Raw genomic sequence first — 20,870 nt, 5'->3', positions numbered from 1 at the left:
CTTCCAACTCTTTAGCATCTTAATTTTAAAACAACACAAAAATTGATACAATAATCAATCTTTACGCTTTCGTGTAGAAATAGGGTAGAAACCTAGGTTTTTAACAAGGTGTATTACATAGAAAAGCTCCTGAAAATCGGAGCATTTGAGGGAAAAAAGACAAATGGTATTGATGATAGATAACTACGACAGTTTTACCTACAACATTGTGCAGTATTGCTTAGAACTCGGGGCTGATCTTAAAGTGATTCGCAATGATGAGCTGAGTATCGAAGAGATCGAGGCATTACACCCAGAAAAAATTATTATCTCTCCCGGCCCTGCAACGCCAAATGAAGCAGGTGTGAGCTTAGATGTCATCAAATACTTTGGTGGCAAAATCCCCATTCTAGGCATTTGTTTAGGGCATCAAGCCATTGGGCAAGCCTTTGGTGGTAAAGTAGTGCGTGCTAAACGCATGATGCACGGCAAAACGTCTATTACGAAACAACTTCACAACAGCTGTCTGTTTGATGGACTTCCTGAAATGTTTACGACAACGCGTTATCATTCATTGACCGTTGAGCAAGAAGGGTTGCCTGACGTAGTCGTTCCAACCGCGTATAGCACGGACGATCATGAGATTATGGCACTGCAAATTAAAGACAAACAGATCTATGGCGTACAGTTTCACCCAGAATCCATTTTGAGTGAGCACGGACATGCCATCTTAAATAACTTTTTAAAACTATGAGAGAAAGACTTTTTTTACTCCTTATTCTTGTTCTCAGTGGTGCGTTGCTCTCCTATGGTACGCAGAGCATCTCTATTAGCTATGATGAAGCCAATACGTTTTTTTATGGCACCAATCTTGTTCACTACCTAGCCGTTACTTCAACACAACTTTTTGGGCAAAATGATTTTGCATTGCGCTTGCCTTTTATTCTTTTTCATCTTATATCTATTATTTTGCTCTATAAAATAGGCAAACTTTTTTTAAAAAAACGGGTAGATCGTATTGTTTCGGTTGCTATTTACGCTCTTTTGCCCGGGGTAAATGGTGTTGCCCTTTTGGTCAATAGTGGCATTGTACTTATTTTATTTAGTTTATTATTTACCTATTTATACCTCAAAGAGTACAAAATCGCTTCACATTTTGTGCTTATCGCTGCTCTTTTTATCGATAACTCGTTTAGTATTTTTTTCATTGCTCTTTTCATTTATGCCCTTTTTCAACGCAAAACCGATCTTTTGATCTTAACGCTTATCTTATTTAGCGCCTCCATGTACCTGTATGGGTTTGATATAGGGGGAAAACCAAAAGGGTATTTTGTTGATACTTTGGGTGTTTATGCGGTTATTTTTTCACCATTACTCTTTTTATATTTTGTTTACGCGATGTACCGCATTTTGATTAAAGAGGAAAAAACACTTTTATGGTATATCTCTTTCTTCTCGCTTATCGTATCCTTGCTTCTTTCTATGCGACAACGATTGTTGCTTGAAGATTTTGCTCCCTTTGTCGTGCTTTCGGTTCCCTTAATGGTGAAAGTCTTTTTCAACAGCTATCGTGTCAGGCTTCCAGCTTTTCGTAAACTTCATACGTTTTTCTTTGGACTCGTGCTTGTCTCTTTGGTGTTTAACACGATGCTTATCTTTCTCAATAAACCACTCTACGCACTGATGGACGAACCAACAAAGCATTTTGCTATTAAATACAATATTGCAAAAGAGCTAGCTGATGCACTCAAAGCTAAAGACGTCACAAAGGTGATGATGAAAGATGATAAAATGGCTCTAAGACTGAAGTTTTATGGCATAGGCCAAGGTAAAAATTATAAACTCACAACTCAACCAGAAATAGAAGAAGGGCATGAGAAGATTGATATTGCCTATTATGGTAAAGTCGTTAAGACTTTTTATCTCTACCGCGTTAACTAAAAAGAGGACAAGAAGATGAAAAAAGCGTTTACGATGCTTGAACTGGTATTTGTCATTGTTGTCGTAGGCATTTTATCGTATTTCGCAGCATCAAGCTTTCAACGCAATCCTCTTCGAGAAGCTGCTGATCAAGTTGTTAGTCATATTAGGTATACGCAACATCTTGCGATGCAGGATGATAAGTTTGATCCGAATGATTCATCATGGTATAAAAGACGTTGGCAATTGTTGTTGTCCCTTACAGCTAATAATACTATATCGTATTCAATACTTTCTGATACCCCATCTAGTACGAATCAGTATCAAGGAAGCCCTAAAGCGAATAGTACATATACAAGTGTCAGTGTTGCGAAGAACCCTCTAAACAGTAATCTATACCTAATAGGTACAAGTTATTCAACATTTGATAATTCATCAGAAGAAAGATTGACTAGCGAACTTAATATCAAAAAAAAATATAGTGTCCAGAGTGTTACACTATCAAATAGTTGTCAATTATCTGGTAGTACAAGAATAGCTTTTGATTATTTAGGTCGACCTTTGAAAGGGACATTTCATAGTTTTATATCTCCTTATCCATTAGCAGATAGATTAATATCTCAAGATTGTAACATAACGCTTACAAATGGCAATCAAAACGTAACAATAACCATAAAACCAGAAACAGGCTACACCTATATTTCTTCCCAAAATTACTAATCAATATCCCTAAAATGGTTTAATCTTCTTTTAAGGTGTATGGATATATAATTTCGTCCTCGTTTGAGAGAACGGGGTTAAAGAGAAGCACCCAAAGTAGGGGATTTGCTTCAAGTTCATTACCATTTTAACAATGTCAAATTCAATCTTTGAAATCTAAATAAGCGACCTTAGTCAGTGACGCGAAAAAAGAGATTATCAACTCTTTACTAAAAAAGAGATACTTTAAGTCAAATGAAGACACTTCATAAATTTTATGGAGAGTTTGATCCTGGCTCAGAGTGAACGCTGGCGGCGTGCTTAACACATGCAAGTCGAACGGACTTAATGAGCTTGCTTATTAAGTTAGTGGCGCACGGGTGAGTAATATATAGCTAACCTGCCCTTTAGTGGGGGACAACAGTTGGAAACGACTGCTAATACCCCATACTCCTTCTGATCTTAAGATCAGTTGGGAAAGATTTATCGCTAAAGGATGGGGCTTTATTGTATCAGCTAGTTGGTGGGGTAATGGCCTACCAAGGCTATGACGCATACCTGGTCTGAGAGGATGATCAGGCACACTGGAACTGAGACACGGTCCAGACTCCTACGGGAGGCAGCAGTGGGGAATATTGCACAATGGAGGAAACTCTGATGCAGCAACGCCGCGTGGAGGATGACGCATTTCGGTGTGTAAACTCCTTTTATAGGGGAAGATAATGACGGTACCCTATGAATAAGCACCGGCTAACTCCGTGCCAGCAGCCGCGGTAATACGGAGGGTGCAAGCGTTACTCGGAATCACTGGGCGTAAAGGATGCGTAGGCTGGAAATCAAGTCGAGAGTGAAATCCAACGGCTCAACCGTTGAACTGCTCTCGAAACTGGTTACCTAGAATATGGGAGAGGTAGATGGAATTAGTGGTGTAGGGGTAAAATCCGTAGATATCACTAGGAATACCGATTGCGAAGGCGATCTACTGGAACATTATTGACGCTGAGGCATGAAAGCGTGGGGAGCAAACAGGATTAGATACCCTGGTAGTCCACGCCCTAAACGATGCACACTAGTTGTTGCGATGCTAGTCATTGCAGTAATGCACTTAACAGATTAAGTGTGCCGCCTGGGGAGTACGGTCGCAAGATTAAAACTCAAAGGAATAGACGGGGACCCGCACAAGCGGTGGAGCATGTGGTTTAATTCGAAGATACACGAAGAACCTTACCTGGCCTTGATATCCTAAGAATCCTTTAGAGATAGAGGAGTGCTAGTTTACTAGAACTTAGAGACAGGTGCTGCACGGCTGTCGTCAGCTCGTGTCGTGAGATGTTGGGTTAAGTCCCGCAACGAGCGCAACCCTCGTGATTAGTTGCTAACAGTTCGGCTGAGCACTCTAATCAGACTGCCTTCGTAAGGAGGAGGAAGGTGAGGACGACGTCAAGTCATCATGGCCCTTATGGCCAGGGCTACACACGTGCTACAATGGCTAGGACAAAGAGACGCGATACTGCGAAGTGGAGCAAATCTTAAAACCTAGTCTCAGTTCGGATTGAAGTCTGCAACTCGACTTCATGAAGCTGGAATCGCTAGTAATCGTAGATCAGATATGCTACGGTGAATACGTTCCCGGGTCTTGTACTCACCGCCCGTCACACCATGGGAGTTGAATTCACCCGAAGCCGGAATACTAAACTAGTTACCGACCACGGTGGGTTCAGCGACTGGGGTGAAGTCGTAACAAGGTAACCGTAGGAGAACCTGCGGTTGGATCACCTCCTTTCTAGAGTATAGGGGCACTATCTCACAATGGTGCTCCGGCGAGCATAGCTAGGGAAGCTTATTTAGTTTTGAGAGATTGAATGAAAAAGGGGCTTATAGCTCAGGTGGTTAGAGCGTACCCCTGATAAGGGTAAGGTCAGAGGTTCGAGTCCTCTTAAGCCCACCATGGGGAATTAGCTCAGCTGGGAGAGCGCCTGCTTTGCACGCAGGAGGTCAGCGGTTCGATCCCGCTATTCTCCACCATTTTTTAAGAGATGGTGAAAGATTGCCAAGAGACATTGTTAGTGAGAATGAAGACACAACGTCTAATATAAGAACAATTTGTATTGTTTTTATATTAGACTTTTTAGTCTAAGTTTATGTTCTACAATTTAGAATACGACGCTTTGCGTTGTGCTTTAGGTTTGGTTCTTTAAGATAGCTTTGCTATCTGATGAAAGAACATAAAGATGTTATTTAATTTATTATTGTCAAAGTCAACAAAACGCAAAAAAAACAATTTACAACTTGTTTAATGTTTAATTACATTTAATAAGGGAGTGAAATGTGCATTAGAATACAAATAGGTAAGCTATTAAGAGCGAATGGTGGATGCCTAGGCTGTAAGAGGCGATGAAGGACGTACTAGACTGCGATAAGTTACGGGGAGCTGTCAAGAAGCTTTGATCCGTAAATTTCCGAATGGGGCAACCCAGCTGACAGTAATGTCAGTTACCCTGCGGGGAGCGAACCTGGTGAAGTGAAACATCTCAGTAGCCAGAGGAAGAGAAATCAAATAGAGATTCCGATAGTAGCGGCGAGCGAACTTGGAAGAGGGCAAACCTGTTGCTTGCAACAGGGGTTGTAGGACTGCGTTGTAGAATGATGATAGGTAGTAGAGTAACCTGGAAAGGTTAACCATAGCGGGTGATAGTCCCATATACGAAATCTAGATTCATCTTAGCAGTATCCTGAGTAGGGCGGAACACGTGGTATTCTGTCTGAAGCCGGGAGGACCACCTCCCAACCCTAAATACTACTTACAGACCGATAGTGAACCAGTACCGTGAGGGAAAGGTGAAAAGAACCCCAGTGAGGGGAGTGAAATAGAACCTGAAACCATTTGCTTACAATCATTCAGAGCCCTATGATTTATCAGGGTGATGGACTGCCTTTTGCATAATGAGCCTGCGAGTTGTGGTATCTGGCGAGGTTAAGAAAACTCGGAGCCGTAGCGAAAGCGAGTCTTAATAGGGCGAATTAGTCAGATGCTGCAGACCCGAAGCGAAGTGATCTATCCATGAGCAGGTTGAAGCTGGTGTAAGAGCTAGTGGAGGACCGAACTCGTTGACGTTGAAAAGTCCTGGGATGACTTGTGGATAGGGGTGAAAGGCCAATCAAACTTCGTGATAGCTGGTTCTCTCCGAAATATATTTAGGTATAGCGTCATGTTGTAATTATGGGGGGTAGAGCACTGATTGGGCTAGGGCCTATACCAAGGTACCAAACCCTGTCAAACTCCGAATACCCATAGTGTAATCATGGCAGTCAGGCGGCGGGTGATAAAATGCGTCGTCAAGAGGGGAACAACCCAGACTACCAGCTAAGGTCCCAAAGTGATAACTCAGTGGAAAACGATGTGGAGTTGCTCAAACAACCAGGAGGTTGGCTTAGAAGCAGCCATCCTTTAAAGAAAGCGTAACAGCTCACTGGTCTAGCGATTCTGCGCGGAAAATATAACGGGGCTAAAGTTATCCACCGAAGCTGTAGATTTGAAATTTATTTCAAGTGGTAGGAGAGCGTTCTAGTCAGCATTGAAGGTGTACCGGTAAGGAGCGCTGGAGCGGCTAGAAGTGAGTATGCAGGCATGAGTAGCGATAAAACGGGTGAGAATCCCGTTCGCCGAAAACCCAAGGTTTCCTACGCGATGTTCGTCATCGTAGGGTTAGTCGGGACCTAAGTCGAGTCCGAAAGGGGTAGACGATGGAAAGTTGGTTAATATTCCAACACCAATTATAGAGCGCGATGGAAGGACGCTTAGGGCTAAACGAGGCAACTGATGGAATAGTTGTTCGAAGGGTGTAGATTAGATTACAGGCAAATCCGTAATCTTTTATTCGAGACCTGACAGGCACTTGATGCTCTTCGGAGTGGATGGTGAATCGTTGATGCCGTCGAGCCAAGAAAAGTTTCTAAGTATATCTGTAATTGCTCGTACCGTAAACCGACACAGGTGGGTGAGATGAGTATTCTAAGGCGCGTGGAAGAATTCTGGTTAAGGAACTCTGCAAAATAGCACCGTATCTTCGGTATAAGGTGTGCCTCCTTCTGTATAGAGACTTGCTCTCGAAAGCGGAAAAGGTTGCAACAAAGAGTCCCTCCCGACTGTTTACCAAAAACACAGCACTCTGCTAACTCGTAAGAGGATGTATAGGGTGTGACGCCTGCCCGGTGCTGGAAGGTTAATTGATGGTGTTAGCGCAAGCGAAGCTCTTGATCGAAGCCCCAGTAAACGGCGGCCGTAACTATAACGGTCCTAAGGTAGCGAAATTCCTTGTCGATTAAATATCGACCTGCATGAATGGCGTAACGAGATGGGAGCTGTCTCGACCAGAAATCCAGTGAAATTGTAGTGGAGGTGAAAATTCCTCCTACCCGCGGCAAGACGGAAAGACCCCGTGGACCTTTACTATAGCTTGACACTGCTGTTGGGATAAAGATGTGCAGGATAGGTGGGAGGCTTTGAGGATGTGACGCCAGTTGCATCTGAGCCATTGTTGAGATACCACTCTTCTTTATTCTGATAGCTAACTGGGACATATTATCTATGTTCAGGACAATGTCTGGTGGGTAGTTTGACTGGGGCGGTCGCCTCCTAAAAAGTAACGGAGGCTTACAAAGGTTGGCTCAGAACGGTTGGAAATCGTTCGTAGAGTATAATGGTACAAGCCAGCTTGACTGTGAGACATACACGTCGAGCAGAGACGAAAGTCGGTCATAGTGATCCGGTGGTTCTGTGTGGAAGGGCCATCGCTCAAAGGATAAAAGGTACCCCGGGGATAACAGGCTGATCTCCCCCAAGAGCTCACATCGACGGGGAGGTTTGGCACCTCGATGTCGGCTCATCGCATCCTGGGGCTGGAGCAGGTCCCAAGGGTATGGCTGTTCGCCATTTAAAGCGGTACGCGAGCTGGGTTCAGAACGTCGTGAGACAGTTCGGTCCCTATCTGCCGTGGGCGTAGGAAAGTTGAGGAGAGTTAACCCTAGTACGAGAGGACCGGGTTGAACGAACCACTGGTGTACGGGTTGTTCTGCCAAGAGCATCGCCCGGTAGCTATGTTCGGATGTGATAACCGCTGAAAGCATCTAAGCGGGAAGCCAACTCCAAGATTAACTTTCCCTGAAGACCTCATGAAGACTACATGTTTGATAGGCTGGGTGTGTAATGGGTGAGAGCCCTTTAGCTGACCAGTACTAATAGGTCGTTTGGCTTACATATTATTACGTATGATAATGCTATTTCACTTCCTTATTAAGTGTAAAGTGTTCTGTTGACTAGACAATACTAAAACTCACCAATAGAATGGTGAATTAAGCGGTAATCTGATGGGAGTCAGGGCAAAACTTTAAACCTAAAGGTATTAAAGTTTAACAACTGACCCCTATTTTTACCATTTAATTCACGATTCTGGTGGCTATAGAGAAGAGGAAACGCCCTGTCCCATTTCGAACCAGGAAGCTAAGCTCTTCATCGCCGATAATACTTTCCCTTACTGGGATGGAAACGTAGGTCGCTGCCAGTTCCGTGATTCTTCTACATCCTTATTCTTTCATTTCGTCTTATACAAAGGCGGTCTTCCTTGGAAAAAAATCAATCAAAAGCTTATTTATTTGCTATTTCTGCTGTTCTCCTTTGGTCAACCGTTGCGAGTGCTTTTAAACTGACATTAGCCCATTTTGATGCGTTAGAACTTCTTCTGTATGCTTCTTTTTTTTCATTATGCGTCTTTTTTACTGCTATGGTGTATCAAAAAAAGTTTTACACTCTTTTAACTTATTCAAAAAAAATCTATTTGCAACTTGCATTGTTAGGCTTAATCAATCCGTTTATCTACTATTTAATCCTTTTTCGCGCGTATGAGCTTTTGCCTGCCCAAGAGGCACAGCCTATTAATTATACATGGGCATTGACATTGACGTATCTGTCTGTGTTTATCTTAAAACAGAAATTGAGTCTCTATGATTTTCTAGCAGGGCTTATGTGTTATTGTGGCGTTTTAGTCATCTCGACGCATGGTGATCTTTGGAATTTTTCGTTCACAAGCATCACAGGTGTATTCCTAGCGCTTTTTTCGACCGTTCTTTGGTCACTCTATTGGCTTTACAATACTAAATTACATGTAGACCCACTGGTTGGTCTTTTTATCAATTTTCTTTTTGGTGTTCCTGCTATTTTACTCTATGCGCTTTTAACGTCGCATCCTCTCACCTTCAACCTCTATGGTTTTTTAGGGTCACTGTATATTGGGGTTTTTGAGATGGGGATTACCTTTATTTTATGGTTACAAGCGATGAAACTAAGCACAAATACTGCAAAAATTGCAAATCTTATTTTTATCTCTCCTTTTTTGTCTTTGTTCTTTATCGCTTTTTTTGTAGGCGAGACTATTCTCTTTTCTACCTTTATTGGGTTGATTTTTATTATAATGGGCTTATTGATTCAACAAAAAAAGAAAGTGATTCGTCAATGAAAAAATGGTTTCAAATTGCAATGATGGTTATGCTAAGTACACTCTGTTTAAAAGCTGAATTTTTAGAAATGGAGCGTCAAAAAGCGCTGAGGGAAAATAAACTCATTCTTTTAAGTATTGAAAAAGAGGGATGTCCGTATTGCATTAAGATGCAAAAAGATATTTTTGATGTACCAAAATTTAATCAGCACATTGCTAAAAACTATTTACATGTAAGCATTAATGGAGAAGACCCAACATTGCCACAAGCTTTACATGTAAAGTATTTTCCTACTAATTTGATTTTATCACCACGTGATCTTAGCATTATAGATGAATTTGCAGGCTACAGTGATCCTGCAAATTTTATTGAGTTGTTAGATATTGTATACACGCAAGAGTTTAAGTAAATTTAGAATATTTTACGATTAAATAAGCAATCAATGTTGCAAAAGCTAAACGTAATCCTACGATAAGCCAAGGATTTGCCCCAAAAATGACAAAAAGAAGTGTGTCCTCAATAATCGCATGAGCGATCATTAAATAGGTTCCAATAAAAAGAATTTCCTTTTTTTGTAAAACACCTTTTTCATATTCTGAAATCAAAATACCTGCACCATACGTAATTCCTAAAATCACACCTACCGTGATCGAAAAACCACTGTTAACTTTGTGTGAATGCTTTTCAATGATAGGAAGTGATTTAATGAAGTCAAGAAAAAAGATGAGCAGTGTTACCAGTGCAATGACTTTAAGTGATAGCGAAAGGGATTCGTACAGCGAGTTTTGCAACAGATCAAAAAGCGATTGATAGACAGGATGTTCGGGGGTTATTGTCTCTTTGAAAATCTCGCTTGAAAACCAACTCTGAGGAAGTTTTGAGGTGAGTCCGCCGACAAGTAACCCCACACTTAGTCGTAAAAGAATGGAGTAGATTCTTGAAAGTCCTAATCGTTTCATAATCTCTGTTTCAACAATAAGAGCATGGGCTATCCCTAAAAAGAGAGCCAAAACCGTCCATTCTTTAGCGTCAAGTCCCAGTGGTGCTGCAAACGCAATGGCCGCATAAAGATTGAGGAAGAGACCACTGACAATGGCAAGTGCTGCCTCTTGAGGAAGCCCCAAAAGTGAAACAAGCGGTTTGAAGATAAACGTAATGTGAGAGAGAAGGTTATAATAAAAGAGAACATCCGCCAAAATGTAAATAGGAACAATCAGTTTTAGGATTGTCCAGGAACTTTTTAGGGATGTTTTGAGAGATTTTTGAACGCTAAATGACATTTTGGCTCTTTTTTTAATACATAATTTATATTAGCTAAGCTATAATACCGACCTCAAAAGAGAAATGTGCGCTCGTAGCTCAGCTGGATAGAGCATCGGTTTGCGGTACCGGAGGTCAGGGATTCGAATTCCTTCGGGCGCACCACTTCGTTTAAAGTCAACTCCTCACTAGATATTCAGAGCACTTTCCATTTTCAGATACACTGTGTTATTGATGTGATTAAAACGTCTCTTCAAATAATCGGTATTTTGTTTTTTGTAACCCTAACTCTTCATAAGATTTTTGGGTTGCTTTATCGTCTTTATGCACATAAAGTCTGATGCCACATACATCGTAATGCTCTTTGGCTAATACTTTTGCTTTATCTAAAAGTGCATCGTGAATCTCTTTTTCATGCTCATGGTCCGTGACAAAAATACTCTGAATGCAGTAATAAGCACCGTTATTCCAATCACTCCACTCTCTCGTGATCATAGCCAATCCAATAATGACATTTTCAATGGTGGCAATAATATAAAACCCATTATGGAATTTTGCAAAGACTTGATGAACACCTTCGGTGGTGAGGGCTAAAGGAACATTTTTATTGACAGTTTCTTTGGCAAAAAGAACGTTAAATGTTGCGATCTCTTTGGCATCATCTCTGGTTGCAATACGAACGATAAGATTTTCTAGCATGGTTTCTCCTTTGTTTTGGGGTGTAACATGATATCGACAATTTCTTTGGCTCCCCCTGTTTGGATCATCTGCATTAAGCGCTGCGACACGCTAAGAAGATCAAGCTGTTGGATCTGCTCTAAAAGCGCTTTGGGCTCCCATTCACTGCTTTGTGAAAGGATGAGCGCTACGTTTTGATCGGCGAGTGCTTTCGCATTAAAATACTGATGATTGGCGGCTGCATGAGGTAAGGGAATAAACAGAGCGGGTACACCCGCCGCGCAAAGCTCCCAGAGGGTACTTGCACCTGAGCGACTGATGGCAAAATCAGCGCAGGCTAGTTTTGTAGGGATTTCTTTGGAAAAATCAAACACATCGGCAGGAATGCCTGCATGAGCGTAAAATGCTTTCATCGCTTCAAACTCCTTTTGCCCTGTTTGGTGAATAATGGAAATACCTTCTTGGTGCAACAAGGGTGCCATTTTTTGAGCAAGCGCATTGATAAACGATGCACCTTGGCTTCCTCCTAGGAAGATGATGGTTTTGAGCTCTTTGCGCTCTTTGGCGATGTCAAAGAAGGCTTCACTCACAGGATAACTCGTTTGTATTGCCGCTTGATCGTACGAGCTAAAAAAAGCTTTGCAAAACGGGCGTAGAAGCGAATTGAGTTTCCCTTGAATCGCATTTTGTTCATGAATGTACAAAGGAATACCACACATAAGTGCGCCAAAAGAGGCAGGAGCTGCTGAATAGCCACCTACAGAGAAGAGAGCATCAATTTGATGTTTTTTAAAAAGTGTTTTACATGTAAAGGCGGAACGAAGAATGCAGAAGAGAACAAGGAGCTTACGAACCCCTTTTTTATTGACAACGCCTTGACTCTCAAGAAAGTAGGTTTTTTCAAAACCAGCATCGTGTTCAAACCATGCTTGATCTTGTCCTACTGTGGAGCCAATGTAAATGGGTTTGATACCACGTCTGTTGAGCTCTTCTTTAATGGCACGTGCGATCACAAGATGCCCACCTGTGCCTCCTCCTGTTATCGCGATCATAATTTTGCCTTTTTGCTGATCATTAGCACCATTCCAATGCCTACAGAGAGCGCTAAGATGGAGCTTCCTCCGTAGCTGATAAAGGGAACGGAAATACCTTTGATTGGCGTAATGGAGGTAATACCATACGCATTCATTAAAAATGAGAAAACAATTAAAAGTCCGATGCCTAAAGAGAAGAGATAGTAGACCTTATTGACGCTTCGACTCGCAATTTTAAAGATGCGGTAAATAATGGTGATGATCACAAGCGTAAGAATCGTTACGCCAAGCGCTCCAAGCTCTTCAGCAATGCCGGCAAGCGCAAAGTCGGTATGCACTTCACTGAGATAGCCTAGTTTAAACATACCGTTTCCAATGCCTTCACCAAAAAGTCCACCGTGCTTAATCGCATTGAGTGAGTGTGAGATTTGGTATGGCTCAGGGGCATCTTCCACACGAAGGACTGCTGCAATATTTTCAGGAAAAAGCGAGAGAACCATATTTTGAATCGTTGCCCACCATGTTTTAATCCTAATAATACGGTGCGTAGAGCTAAAAATAGCGATCAGAAAGACAAAAATAGAGCCTAACATCGCAAGCATAAAAAGTTGTAGACTGGTTCCTGCAAAAAATGCCATAACCGCAAGGGTGAGTGCGAGAACCACCACTTGTCCGAGGTCATTTTGCATAACGGCGATCAAATAAATGACCAAGACAAAAACGGCTAAATAAGGCAAAATAAGCGTCATCTCTTCTTTGAGTGTTTTTTTATTGTTATTGAGTTTTCGTGCAAAACTCCACGCCAAAAAGTAGACAAAACCAATTTTGAAAAACTCAACGGGTGCGAGTGAAAATCCAGGAAGCCTGATCCACCGTTTTGCGCCACCTGCGGAGGTGACTAAGGACTCGGGGAGGTAATGCATCACGCCCATCAAAAAAAGGCAACTGAAAAAAATGGTAAAGCCGATATGGATGAGAAATTTGTCAGGATCAATTTGTGAAAGCGCCCACATAATGGTGATGCAGATCATGCCAACAGCAAATTGTCGGATAAAAAAATGGTACTCAGAATAGTCAAAGAAGAGTGTCGTGAACACGGGCAGAGACAGTGAAAAAACAATGCCTACGAAGATGGCAAAGCTGCAAAGTGAAAAAAGTATTTTATCTGTTTCCATGGTTTCTTAGTGTATGATTTTGGGATTTTTGTGATTGTACATTAAAATAGATTAAACCTCATTATGACGTAAATTGGAATACAATTTGCTTACATAAAGTATCTCATCAAGAAAGGCGAAAAATGGGCTTTGTGACCTCTAAATCAAATACACTTTTAGAAGCAGGTCTTAGCGCAAGAGCTTTGAGACAAGATCTCGTTTCAAGCAATATTGCTAACATCGACACCCCTTTTTACAAAGCACGCGATGTTGATTTTGAAACAGCCTTGATTGAGAAGAAAAAAGCCATTTATGGTGAAAACAGCGCTGCAACGAAGCTCGAAATGGCGCAAACCGATGCGTCACACCTTAGTGGAACCAGCGGTTTTGATAGCACCCAATCAACCGTTTATTTAAGAGACGGACACATGGCCAGGAATGATGGCAATACGGTCGATTTAGATGTAGAGACATCGGAGTTGGGTAAAAATGCAATGATGTTTAACGCGCTTGCATCAGGGCTACAAAAAAATGGTTTGATTTTTAAAAGCGTTATTGAATATTCGTCTAAAATATAAGGAAATACCATGGCATATTTAAGCAGTTTTGACATTAGCAGTTACGGACTCTCTGCACAACGTTTTCGTATGGATGTGATCAGCGCTAACATCGCCAATGCCAATACAACACGTACGAGTGAAGGTGGACCTTATCAACGTAAAGATGTTGTCTTTAAAGCGGTTGATTTTAAAAAAACCTTGAATGCCAAAATTGCCAGTGATAACAACATGTTAGAGTACGAAAACCCCTTGGATGACCCATTCTTGCAAGAGGATGCCAATCCTGCTATAATGAGTGTTAAAGTGGATAAAGTCGTGCGCGATGAGAGTGAATTTAGATACAAATATGAGCCTTCCCATCCGGATGCCAATGAAGAGGGTTATGTCGCTTATCCGAACATTAATCCTGTCATTGAGATGTCCAATCTTGTTGAAGCAACTCGCGCATACCAAGCAAACGTTTCCGCATTTCAAAGTGCAAAATCCATTGCACAAAGTGCGATTGATATTTTAAAAGGATAAGGTAAATGGCCAGTACAATTGATACGCTTACAGCATTAACCAATACATCCAATACTACGGTTGCGAAGACTGATACCACCAGTAGTGATTTTTCAAAAATTTTACAAGATTCTCTTGAAGAGATTAACGACACCCAAGTCAAAGGTGACAAAGCAATGGCAGATCTTGCGACGGGCGAAGTCAAAGATTTGCACCAAGCAGCTATTGCTATTAACAAAGCAGAAACGAGTATGAAAATGATGTTAGAAATTCGTAATAAAGCCCTCAGTGCTTATAAAGAGATCTCGAAGACACAGATTTAAGTTTTGCCGTTTACATGGAACAATCTGACGCAAAAAAAATCAAAATCCTCTTTCTCTTTGTTGTTGTCCTTATTGGATTTCTCATCTTTCTTGGAACCCTTTTTTATTGGGCAACGATTGATCGAAGGCTCCCAAAATTAGAACACAGTGAAATCAACCACGCCCTTCGTGGTAATATCATCAGTTCCGATGGCTTCAAAATCGCTACAAGTCAAAAACTCTACAAAGCCCTTGTAGATACACGCAACATTGATCCCAAAAAATTTGACCTCTTTGTCAAACTCTATTCGCTTTACAGTGGCGATGATCCCAAAGCCGTTGCTGCAACGTTAAATGCCAATGTCGGCAGTACAGTATTGTCTTATCGCATTGACTCCAAGAGTGCCAAATACCTTCAAGAGCTCTCACGAAAGCTTTACAAACTAGGAGTTTTTAAAAGCTATGAAGACCCAAAAACAGGTGTCGCTTTTTTACACGGTCTAAGCGTCATTGAAAGCGGCGAAGACAGACTCTATCCGTCCGTTGATTCAGTAACGCCTATTTTAGGCTACGTGAAGAAGATGGAGCAGAAAAATATTACAAAAACGACAGGGGTTAAAGGCATCGAACGCTTTTACGAAGATAAACTCTCCTCGGTGCAAGACTCTTTAGTCATTGGGGCGCGTGACATCTCGAATGCGATTATTTTAGATGGTAACAGTATCTCTTCGCGTCGTTTTGATGGGTATGATGTGCATTTAACCCTCTCTTTAAAAATGCAAAAAATCATTGAAAATGTCTTAGATAAATATCAAAAAAACCTTGAAGCCAAAGAGATTATTGCGGCGGTCATTAACAGTGAAACGGGTGAGTTTATCACCTTGGCGTCGAGCAATCGTTTTAATCCTGATTTAATTGAAAAGAAAGATTATGGTGCGCTTAATATCTCAGCGATTGAGTACATCTATGAGCCAGGCTCCGTTATGAAATCCATTACGTTTGCACTACTGCTTAAAGCCAATAAAATCAATCCGTATGACATCGTCAATGTCTATGGCGGAAGTTATAAGCTGGGAACCAAAGTCATCAAAGATACCCATAAAGCCGATAAAATCAGTGCGGAAGACATCATCGTCTACTCCAGTAACGTTGGAACGGCGCAGATCGCTCAGAAGCTTGATCCGATAGAGTTTTATCAAGGGCTTAAAGATTTTGGATTTTCAGTCAGAAGTGGCATCGATCTTCCGTTTGAAAATCCGGGTGTTATTCCTGCTCTTAACCGCTTTAATTCGCCGATTTACAAAGCAACCGTTGGCTATGGTTATGGTATGAATGCGACGTTTATGCAAGTCATCAAGGCGTACAACGCGTTTAATAACAATGGAAGGCTCCTCAACCTCTCTTTGGTGAAAAAACTGGTCTCTCCCACAGGGCAAGAGCTGTTCCCTGAAAAAGTTCCTGAGGTACAAGTCATTCCTGTTTCGGTGGCAAAACGTATGCAGAAGATTTTGATTAAAGTCGTTCAACAAGGTACGGGTACGGGAACGAAAATGGAAGGTTTGGAAGTAGGAGGTAAAACAGGAACGGCACACATCGCCGAAGATGGCGAGTATGTGCGAATTTACAATGGTTCCTTTTTTGGTTTTGTCAACGATAAAAAGAACAAATACACCGTTGGGGTACTGGTACGCGAAGCGAAGAAAAAACAGGCGTATTTCGCGGCGCAAAGTGCGGTGCCTGTTTTTAAAGAGATTATCGAGAAACTGGTCGATAACGGCTATTTAACCCCATCAGCCGAGATTCAAAATACGCCTTAGTCAATTAAGCCTTTAATGCACTCCACAAACGCCTCATCATCATTGGGGCATTTTGCCACGATATAGCGCTCAAATCCAAGGCGGTGAGCAAGTTCTGCATACTCTTGGCTTAGCTCAAACTCCGTTTCAGAATTGTCGATCGTAAATGAGATGGGAACAATAAGCGCGTTTTTATTCTCAAGCGTTGAGAGTTTTTCCTCCATCGAAGGCTCAAGCCATTTAACCGGTCCAAGCTTCGACTGATACGCTAAATGCACCGCTTTAAACTGCACACCTTCTTCGTGCAACAGTTGCTCAACGAGCTTTACATGTAAACTGATTTCTCTCTCATACGGATCGCCATTCGCAATGATTTTTTGAGGCAGAGAGTGCGCGGAGAAGATAAGCTCCATCTTTGTTGGGTCATTCTCGCCTAACGCTTCTTTGATCTTTTGCACCAAAAGGCGGTTGTAGCTTTCGTTTTCAAAAAAACGATCAATAACGCGGATACGCGCTTGAAATCCCAATGCTTTCGCCACTTTCATAAAATCTTCCACCGAAGACTTGGTCGTCGTGGTCGAGTAGTGCGGATACAGTGGCAACACGATAACCTCTTCAATTCCCTTGGCTTTGAGCTCCTCAATCAACGCATCGCAAAAGGGAGGCGTGTAACGCATCGCAAAGGTTACATGTAAAGCAGGTAGTGCGCTTTGTAGCTTTGCAACCAGTTGTTTGGTGTAGCCGACTAAAGGCGATTTACCTCCGAGTTTTGCGTAGTTGGCTTGGGCTTTTTTGGTACGCGTTGAGGTGATCATAAAAGCGATAAAACGGCGTAAAAGAGCACTTTTGATGGTGATGATATTGGCGTCATTGAACATATTGGATAAAAAAACTTTGACTTCATCAAGGTTATTAGGACCTCCCATATTGAGAAGGACAAGCGCTTTTTTCATAGTGAACCTTTTCCATAAAATAGATTCTATTGTACTTTAGAGTTGCTAAAGAGTGCTTTACATGTAAAAAGCGCTGGAGCGATTAGGCGTTGTATGAAGATTGAAAATTCTCCCAAAATTTTGCAATCGTCTCTTTTATCTCAGGCGATGTATACGCCCCTTGTGTAGGATGAAGAACCGCATTGATACGAGCAGCAAGTACATCGTAGGTCAGCGGTGTTGATGTTGCACTGCTTGCTGTTCCATCTACGGATAAAAGTGCTGTTGTCGCAGAATTTAATGTAACGGCGGTCATCGCATCAAAACGTTCGCTTTCATCTAAGGAATTGAGCGCACTGACGTAAGATGCTTTCATCGCATCACTCATAGTGGTAGGGATAGTGGAGCTTTTGTTGGCAATGCCATCTTGCACCATCCCATCGCCATTAAAGTCATATTTTTCAGCATCGTGCATGAGAAGATTGTAAGCGCCTTCATCGCTCAATGAATTGACATCAATCGCATTAGCCAGACCCGTGTAGTGTTGCAAGGTTGAGAGATCATCTTCACTTAGATTACTCAAAAATGCTTTAGCCGTAGAGAGTTTGACATCACTTTGAGCTGCCTCTTGGTATATGGCTTCAAAATCCTCACTGTAAGGCGATTGCATCGCTGTTCGGTCGCTGTTTGTTTGCAGTTGTTTCATAAAACTCACATTGGTTTGATACCGCGTAGACGTTTCCATAGATTGCCCCTCTTAGAAAATTTACATGCTCAATGCAAGCAAAAATTGTGCCGATTAAGTCATCCTATGGTATGTTTTTGTACTGAAATTTTAAAGGAATAGGGATGCAAAATGTCATGATTACAGGTGCATCACACGGCATTGGAAAAGCGATCGCACAAGCACTGTATAAACGCTATACGATCATTGCTATCGACCAAGAAACTCCTTCTCACACCTTTTTCAGCCACTTTTACCGTTGCGATCTTAGCCAAAGTGACGCGATTGCTGAAACGATAACGCAGATAAAAAATGAGATACCAGCGCTTTATGGACTTATCAATAATGCAGGCATGTTTATTCATAAACCTCTGAACGAGCAGAGTTTGCAGGACTGGGAAAAAATTATCGCGCTCAACCTTACTGCGCCGTATCTTCTTTCACAAGCCTTTGCGCCTCTGTTGACACACGGTCATATCATCAATATCGCGTCAACCCGTGCGTCTATGTCCGAAGCGGGAACGGAGCCTTATTCAGCATCCAAAGGTGGCATAGTTTCTCTCACTCATGCGCTTTCCCTCTCGTTGGCAGGAAACGTCAGTGTCAATTCCATCAGCCCTGGGTGGATCAACACCGATGAAACCTATGAGCCAACTAAAGCTGAGCACGCGTGGCATCCCAGCGGCAGAGTTGGCAAACCCAGTGACATCGCTGAGCTTGTGCGCTTTTTGTTGGAGAGAGAAGATGGGTTTATCACAGGCAGTGACTTTGTGGTCGATGGCGGCGTTTCCAAAAAGATGGTCTATCCATGAAACAATATGTCATTATTTTTTTGATTTCAACCCTGAGTTTAATGGCGAAGTGTTCCTTTAACACGAGCACTTTCACCGCAAAAGAGGGCGAAGTCATTGATACAAAATCGAAATTAATCTGGAAGCGTTGTTCCTTTGGCGAAGAGTGGCAGAAAGGCAAAGGATGTGTCGGTGAAATAAAACTTATAAGGCGCAAAGAAGCAGAAGCATACGCACGCTCTTTGGGCAACGGATGGAGAGTTCCGAGCGTTGATGAGCTTTTGAGCTTGGTAGATGAACGCTGTAAAACGCCCGTCATCAATAGCGCACTATTTGGAAAACTACACGACACAGGCGAGGGTGCGAATTATCTAACTTCGTCCGTTTACCTTGAGGGTGACGACGTGATTCCAACGCTTTTTTATACGATTGATTTTATGAATGGTGTTGTTGATGCTCATACGAAAAGTTATAGTGGTGCCGTGCGGTTGGTGCGTTAGAGCTTTTTAAGCGACACTGCATGGCATAAATGTTTTTCATCTTTAGAGACACGAGCACATTTTTCGCAGATAAATTTGGGTTTTGAGACGATCTTGATGATCTTTTTGGCGTACATTTTGACGTCCTCTTTTTTAAGAGAACAGAGTTGTTTGATTTTCATGCTCACTCCTTTTACATGTAAGAGTGTAGCATGAAATCAAACAGAGTGCGCTTTAAAAAAGCAGTTACACAGCACCCATGATTTTTTTGGAACTTTCACCTTTATGGCTGAGTATCTCTGCAAAACTCATCGCTTTTGCCGCACAATCGGTCTTCAAAAGTCCTTCATACAGCACTTCGATTTTCTTCTTGTTGTCGAGTTTTTTAAGTTCACTTTTATCGAGTCCTGAGAGGTCTAACAGTTCATTCCAAACAGAGCTTTCTGCCAAAGAGTACGCATGAATCGTGACACCTTCATAAGTAAATGTACCATTTTTATCCAAATCGGTGACATACAGCACGACCAAGGTTGCAGGGGTAAAAAACGCTTTGTAACGCTCAAAAAAGGCTTCAAAATGCAAAATACTCTCTAATTCAGCGGAGAAAAAAGTGACATTAGCCTCATCTGCAACTAACAAAACTTGTTTCGCTTGCACTTTGGGCGGCAAGATGCGATCAGGTGAGAGCTGTTTTCCCTCTTCAACGATCAAAGCGCCTCGGTATCCAACGAGTCCATTACCTATCTCGCCGTTGAAAGAAGGCTGCCACGCTAAATTATTCTCTTTAATAAACTGCAAAATCGACATGTGTATCCTTTTTGTGTGATGAAGAGGGTTATACAAGAACTATTCCGTGAGGTTTGAAGTATAAAAGTTATATGATTTTGTTAGATATAAAAAAAGTGGCAAGGTTCTTTGCCACTTTATCATGAAGCTTTACGATGGATAATGCGTGGTACAACATTAGGTTGAAATGTTTCAATTAAAAGTTCATAGTAGGTTTGGATGTGGTATCCCAAACCTCTATAAAATAAGGACTGTGCATTGTTTTGTACATCCACTGCCCATGATGTCATCCAAGAGGCTAAATGTATCGCTATAAACCGGCTAATATGTTTTGCAAAAGCATCACTTTGTGCCGCACTTTTAAGCAGTAAACTTAAAAATTCCAATTGAGTGGCGATGTGGTCGGCTGGCTCCTGTGTTAGCCGTGTCGTTTTAAATGAAAACGCATCATAAACCGCTTGGACATCATCGCTCTCTTGTGTAAAAATTTCACCCGATGATTCAAGGTAAAAGGACGCATAAGGTGGTGCTTTCAAAAATTCTTCATCGCATAGAAAAAGGCGTGTAAAATCAGCCGCAATCGTATCGCTACTCTCCTCACCATGGGAGCGTTTCCATAACATTGTTCCTTGTTCCGATGTTGGTGTTTGCGTATGTATAAACCACTCTTCTAAAACGTGATTTTCTTTAAGCATTTGCCATGTTTTAGCATCAGGAGATGACGCTAGGAATTGTGCAAAAACATTTGCGGCAAGGCTTAGTGTTGTATAATCCATCCTAGAC

General features: G+C 41.8%; 20 protein-coding genes, 3 tRNA genes and 3 rRNA genes. 17 read left to right on the top strand and 9 right to left on the bottom strand.

The genetic code is table 11. The features are described 5' to 3' along the window. Window positions 1–163: 163 nt before the first annotated feature. The 10 genes from SHALO_RS10460 (at window position 164) to SHALO_RS10415 (ending at window position 9,499) form a co-directional block, all read left to right on the top strand. Window positions 164–733, top strand: coding sequence for an aminodeoxychorismate/anthranilate synthase component II (locus SHALO_RS10460; RefSeq protein WP_069478479.1), 570 nt, complete (start codon window positions 164–166; stop codon window positions 731–733). After that, window positions 730–1,920 (top strand): ArnT family glycosyltransferase, encoded by a 1,191-nt coding sequence (locus SHALO_RS10455; protein ID WP_069478478.1) that lies wholly within the window; start codon window positions 730–732, stop codon window positions 1,918–1,920. The genes SHALO_RS10460 and SHALO_RS10455 overlap by 4 nt, the downstream gene beginning before the upstream one ends. 15 nt (window positions 1,921–1,935) lie before the next feature. Then, window positions 1,936–2,619: a prepilin-type N-terminal cleavage/methylation domain-containing protein gene (locus SHALO_RS10450; protein ID WP_069478477.1), complete on the top strand. Its 684-nt coding sequence runs from the start codon at window positions 1,936–1,938 to the stop codon at window positions 2,617–2,619. Between the two features lie 253 nt (window positions 2,620–2,872). Next, window positions 2,873–4,381 (top strand): 16S ribosomal RNA (locus SHALO_RS10445). 88 nt (window positions 4,382–4,469) lie between these two features. Continuing rightward, a tRNA-Ile gene (locus tag SHALO_RS10440) sits at window positions 4,470–4,546 on the top strand. 1 nt (window position 4,547) lies between these two features. Next, window positions 4,548–4,623, top strand: a tRNA-Ala gene (locus tag SHALO_RS10435). Between the two features lie 321 nt (window positions 4,624–4,944). Next, window positions 4,945–7,858, top strand: a 23S ribosomal RNA gene (locus SHALO_RS10430). 188 nt (window positions 7,859–8,046) lie between these two features. Next, window positions 8,047–8,162: ribosomal RNA gene (rrf, locus tag SHALO_RS10425) — 5S ribosomal RNA — on the top strand. The 16S, 23S and 5S rRNA genes sit together here with 2 tRNA genes alongside, the layout of an rRNA operon. 57 nt (window positions 8,163–8,219) lie before the next feature. Next, window positions 8,220–9,110 carry a DMT family transporter gene (locus SHALO_RS10420; RefSeq protein ID WP_069478476.1) on the top strand — a complete coding sequence of 297 codons (891 nt, stop codon included), beginning with the start codon at window positions 8,220–8,222 and terminating at the stop codon, window positions 9,108–9,110. After that, entirely contained in the window at window positions 9,107–9,499 is a 393-nt protein-coding gene (locus tag SHALO_RS10415; protein ID WP_069478475.1) for a thioredoxin fold domain-containing protein, read from the top strand. Before SHALO_RS10420 ends, SHALO_RS10415 begins: the two co-directional genes overlap by 4 nt. On the opposite strand, the gene SHALO_RS10410 is transcribed toward SHALO_RS10415, so the two are convergent. Continuing rightward, on the bottom strand, window positions 9,492–10,370 hold the full coding sequence (locus tag SHALO_RS10410) for a nucleoside recognition protein (protein ID WP_069478474.1): 879 nt from the start codon (window positions 10,368–10,370) through the stop codon (window positions 9,492–9,494). The genes SHALO_RS10415 and SHALO_RS10410 overlap by 8 nt on opposite strands. Before the next feature lie 68 nt (window positions 10,371–10,438). Between SHALO_RS10410 and SHALO_RS10405 the strand changes: the two genes are divergently transcribed. Beyond that, window positions 10,439–10,515 (top strand) — tRNA-Arg (locus SHALO_RS10405). A gap of 75 nt (window positions 10,516–10,590) precedes the next feature. Here SHALO_RS10405 and SHALO_RS10400 read toward each other — a convergent pair. The 3 genes from SHALO_RS10400 to SHALO_RS10390 are packed head-to-tail and all read right to left on the bottom strand — an operon-like array spanning window position 10,591 to window position 13,237. Beyond that, complete coding sequence (locus SHALO_RS10400; protein ID WP_069478473.1) at window positions 10,591–11,049, bottom strand: GNAT family N-acetyltransferase; 459 nt, start codon at window positions 11,047–11,049, stop codon at window positions 10,591–10,593. Continuing rightward, window positions 11,043–12,080, bottom strand: a complete 1,038-nt coding sequence (gene murG, locus SHALO_RS10395; RefSeq protein WP_069478472.1) for an undecaprenyldiphospho-muramoylpentapeptide beta-N-acetylglucosaminyltransferase — start codon at window positions 12,078–12,080, stop codon at window positions 11,043–11,045. The genes SHALO_RS10400 and murG overlap by 7 nt, the downstream gene beginning before the upstream one ends. Then, the gene (locus tag SHALO_RS10390; RefSeq protein ID WP_069478471.1) at window positions 12,077–13,237 is read right to left on the bottom strand and encodes an FtsW/RodA/SpoVE family cell cycle protein; all 1,161 of its coding nucleotides are present in this window, start codon (window positions 13,235–13,237) and stop codon (window positions 12,077–12,079) included. Before SHALO_RS10390 ends, murG begins: the two co-directional genes overlap by 4 nt. A gap of 122 nt (window positions 13,238–13,359) precedes the next feature. On the opposite strand from SHALO_RS10390, the gene flgB reads away from it, so the two are divergent. The 4 genes from flgB to SHALO_RS10370 are packed head-to-tail and all read left to right on the top strand — an operon-like array spanning window position 13,360 to window position 16,396. Next, entirely contained in the window at window positions 13,360–13,794 is a 435-nt protein-coding gene (gene flgB, locus SHALO_RS10385; RefSeq protein ID WP_069478470.1) for a flagellar basal body rod protein FlgB, read from the top strand. A gap of 9 nt (window positions 13,795–13,803) precedes the next feature. Continuing rightward, window positions 13,804–14,298 (top strand): flagellar basal body rod protein FlgC, encoded by a 495-nt coding sequence (flgC, locus tag SHALO_RS10380; protein ID WP_069478469.1) that lies wholly within the window; start codon window positions 13,804–13,806, stop codon window positions 14,296–14,298. Window positions 14,299–14,303: 5 nt separating this feature from the next. After that, window positions 14,304–14,600: a flagellar hook-basal body complex protein FliE gene (gene fliE / locus SHALO_RS10375; RefSeq protein ID WP_025345421.1), complete on the top strand. Its 297-nt coding sequence runs from the start codon at window positions 14,304–14,306 to the stop codon at window positions 14,598–14,600. Between the two features lie 14 nt (window positions 14,601–14,614). Further along, complete coding sequence (locus SHALO_RS10370; RefSeq protein WP_069478468.1) at window positions 14,615–16,396, top strand: peptidoglycan D,D-transpeptidase FtsI family protein; 1,782 nt, start codon at window positions 14,615–14,617, stop codon at window positions 16,394–16,396. Here SHALO_RS10370 and hemH read toward each other — a convergent pair. Continuing rightward, on the bottom strand, window positions 16,393–17,328 hold the full coding sequence (gene hemH, locus SHALO_RS10365) for a ferrochelatase (protein WP_069478467.1): 936 nt from the start codon (window positions 17,326–17,328) through the stop codon (window positions 16,393–16,395). The genes SHALO_RS10370 and hemH overlap by 4 nt on opposite strands. 82 nt (window positions 17,329–17,410) lie before the next feature. Next, entirely contained in the window at window positions 17,411–18,052 is a 642-nt protein-coding gene (locus SHALO_RS10360) for a hypothetical protein (protein ID WP_069478466.1), read from the bottom strand. A gap of 104 nt (window positions 18,053–18,156) precedes the next feature. Here SHALO_RS10360 and SHALO_RS10355 point away from each other — a divergent pair, with 104 nt between their 5' ends. Further along, window positions 18,157–18,843 carry an SDR family NAD(P)-dependent oxidoreductase gene (locus SHALO_RS10355; RefSeq protein ID WP_069478465.1) on the top strand — a complete coding sequence of 229 codons (687 nt, stop codon included), beginning with the start codon at window positions 18,157–18,159 and terminating at the stop codon, window positions 18,841–18,843. Then, window positions 18,840–19,322 (top strand): Lcl C-terminal domain-containing protein, encoded by a 483-nt coding sequence (locus tag SHALO_RS10350; protein WP_069478464.1) that lies wholly within the window; start codon window positions 18,840–18,842, stop codon window positions 19,320–19,322. Before SHALO_RS10355 ends, SHALO_RS10350 begins: the two co-directional genes overlap by 4 nt. Here the strand turns inward: SHALO_RS10350 and SHALO_RS15395 are convergent. The 3 genes from SHALO_RS15395 to SHALO_RS10340 form a co-directional block, all read right to left on the bottom strand. Then, the gene (locus SHALO_RS15395; protein WP_168156753.1) at window positions 19,319–19,483 is read right to left on the bottom strand and encodes a hypothetical protein; all 165 of its coding nucleotides are present in this window, start codon (window positions 19,481–19,483) and stop codon (window positions 19,319–19,321) included. The two genes, SHALO_RS10350 and SHALO_RS15395, sit on opposite strands and share 4 nt — an antisense overlap. Before the next feature lie 64 nt (window positions 19,484–19,547). Beyond that, the gene (locus SHALO_RS10345; protein WP_069478463.1) at window positions 19,548–20,108 is read right to left on the bottom strand and encodes a hypothetical protein; all 561 of its coding nucleotides are present in this window, start codon (window positions 20,106–20,108) and stop codon (window positions 19,548–19,550) included. Window positions 20,109–20,227: 119 nt separating this feature from the next. Beyond that, window positions 20,228–20,863, bottom strand: coding sequence for a TorD/DmsD family molecular chaperone (locus SHALO_RS10340; RefSeq protein ID WP_069478462.1), 636 nt, complete (start codon window positions 20,861–20,863; stop codon window positions 20,228–20,230). Window positions 20,864–20,870 lie beyond the last annotated feature (7 nt).

Origin of the sequence: Sulfurospirillum halorespirans DSM 13726, assembly GCF_001723605.1 — a bacterium.
Taxonomy (GTDB): domain Bacteria; phylum Campylobacterota; class Campylobacteria; order Campylobacterales; family Sulfurospirillaceae; genus Sulfurospirillum; species Sulfurospirillum halorespirans.
The sequence above is the reverse complement of the archived record's forward strand: the minus strand, read 5'-3'. Positions and strand labels throughout refer to the sequence as shown.

Bases quoted from the DNA above. Each gene is read 5' to 3' on its own strand.
- flgB (WP_069478470.1), top strand. From the start codon at position 13,360: ATGGGCTTTGTGACCTCTAAATCAAATACACTTTTAGAAGCAGGTCTT.
- SHALO_RS10370 (WP_069478468.1), top strand. From the start codon at position 14,615: ATGGAACAATCTGACGCAAAAAAAATCAAAATCCTCTTTCTCTTTGTT.
- SHALO_RS10460 (WP_069478479.1), top strand. From the start codon at position 164: ATGGTATTGATGATAGATAACTACGACAGTTTTACCTACAACATTGTG.
- SHALO_RS10345 (WP_069478463.1), bottom strand. From the start codon at position 20,108: ATGTCGATTTTGCAGTTTATTAAAGAGAATAATTTAGCGTGGCAGCCT.
- SHALO_RS10400 (WP_069478473.1), bottom strand. From the start codon at position 11,049: ATGCTAGAAAATCTTATCGTTCGTATTGCAACCAGAGATGATGCCAAA.
- SHALO_RS10390 (WP_069478471.1), bottom strand. From the start codon at position 13,237: ATGGAAACAGATAAAATACTTTTTTCACTTTGCAGCTTTGCCATCTTC.
- murG (WP_069478472.1), bottom strand. From the start codon at position 12,080: ATGATCGCGATAACAGGAGGAGGCACAGGTGGGCATCTTGTGATCGCA.
- SHALO_RS15395 (WP_168156753.1), bottom strand. From the start codon at position 19,483: ATGAAAATCAAACAACTCTGTTCTCTTAAAAAAGAGGACGTCAAAATG.
- fliE (WP_025345421.1), top strand. From the start codon at position 14,304: ATGGCCAGTACAATTGATACGCTTACAGCATTAACCAATACATCCAAT.
- SHALO_RS10450 (WP_069478477.1), top strand. From the start codon at position 1,936: ATGAAAAAAGCGTTTACGATGCTTGAACTGGTATTTGTCATTGTTGTC.
- SHALO_RS10415 (WP_069478475.1), top strand. From the start codon at position 9,107: ATGAAAAAATGGTTTCAAATTGCAATGATGGTTATGCTAAGTACACTC.
- SHALO_RS10410 (WP_069478474.1), bottom strand. From the start codon at position 10,370: ATGTCATTTAGCGTTCAAAAATCTCTCAAAACATCCCTAAAAAGTTCC.
- SHALO_RS10340 (WP_069478462.1), bottom strand. From the start codon at position 20,863: ATGGATTATACAACACTAAGCCTTGCCGCAAATGTTTTTGCACAATTC.
- hemH (WP_069478467.1), bottom strand. From the start codon at position 17,328: ATGAAAAAAGCGCTTGTCCTTCTCAATATGGGAGGTCCTAATAACCTT.
- flgC (WP_069478469.1), top strand. From the start codon at position 13,804: ATGGCATATTTAAGCAGTTTTGACATTAGCAGTTACGGACTCTCTGCA.
- SHALO_RS10360 (WP_069478466.1), bottom strand. From the start codon at position 18,052: ATGGAAACGTCTACGCGGTATCAAACCAATGTGAGTTTTATGAAACAA.
- SHALO_RS10350 (WP_069478464.1), top strand. From the start codon at position 18,840: ATGAAACAATATGTCATTATTTTTTTGATTTCAACCCTGAGTTTAATG.
- SHALO_RS10355 (WP_069478465.1), top strand. From the start codon at position 18,157: ATGCAAAATGTCATGATTACAGGTGCATCACACGGCATTGGAAAAGCG.
- SHALO_RS10455 (WP_069478478.1), top strand. From the start codon at position 730: ATGAGAGAAAGACTTTTTTTACTCCTTATTCTTGTTCTCAGTGGTGCG.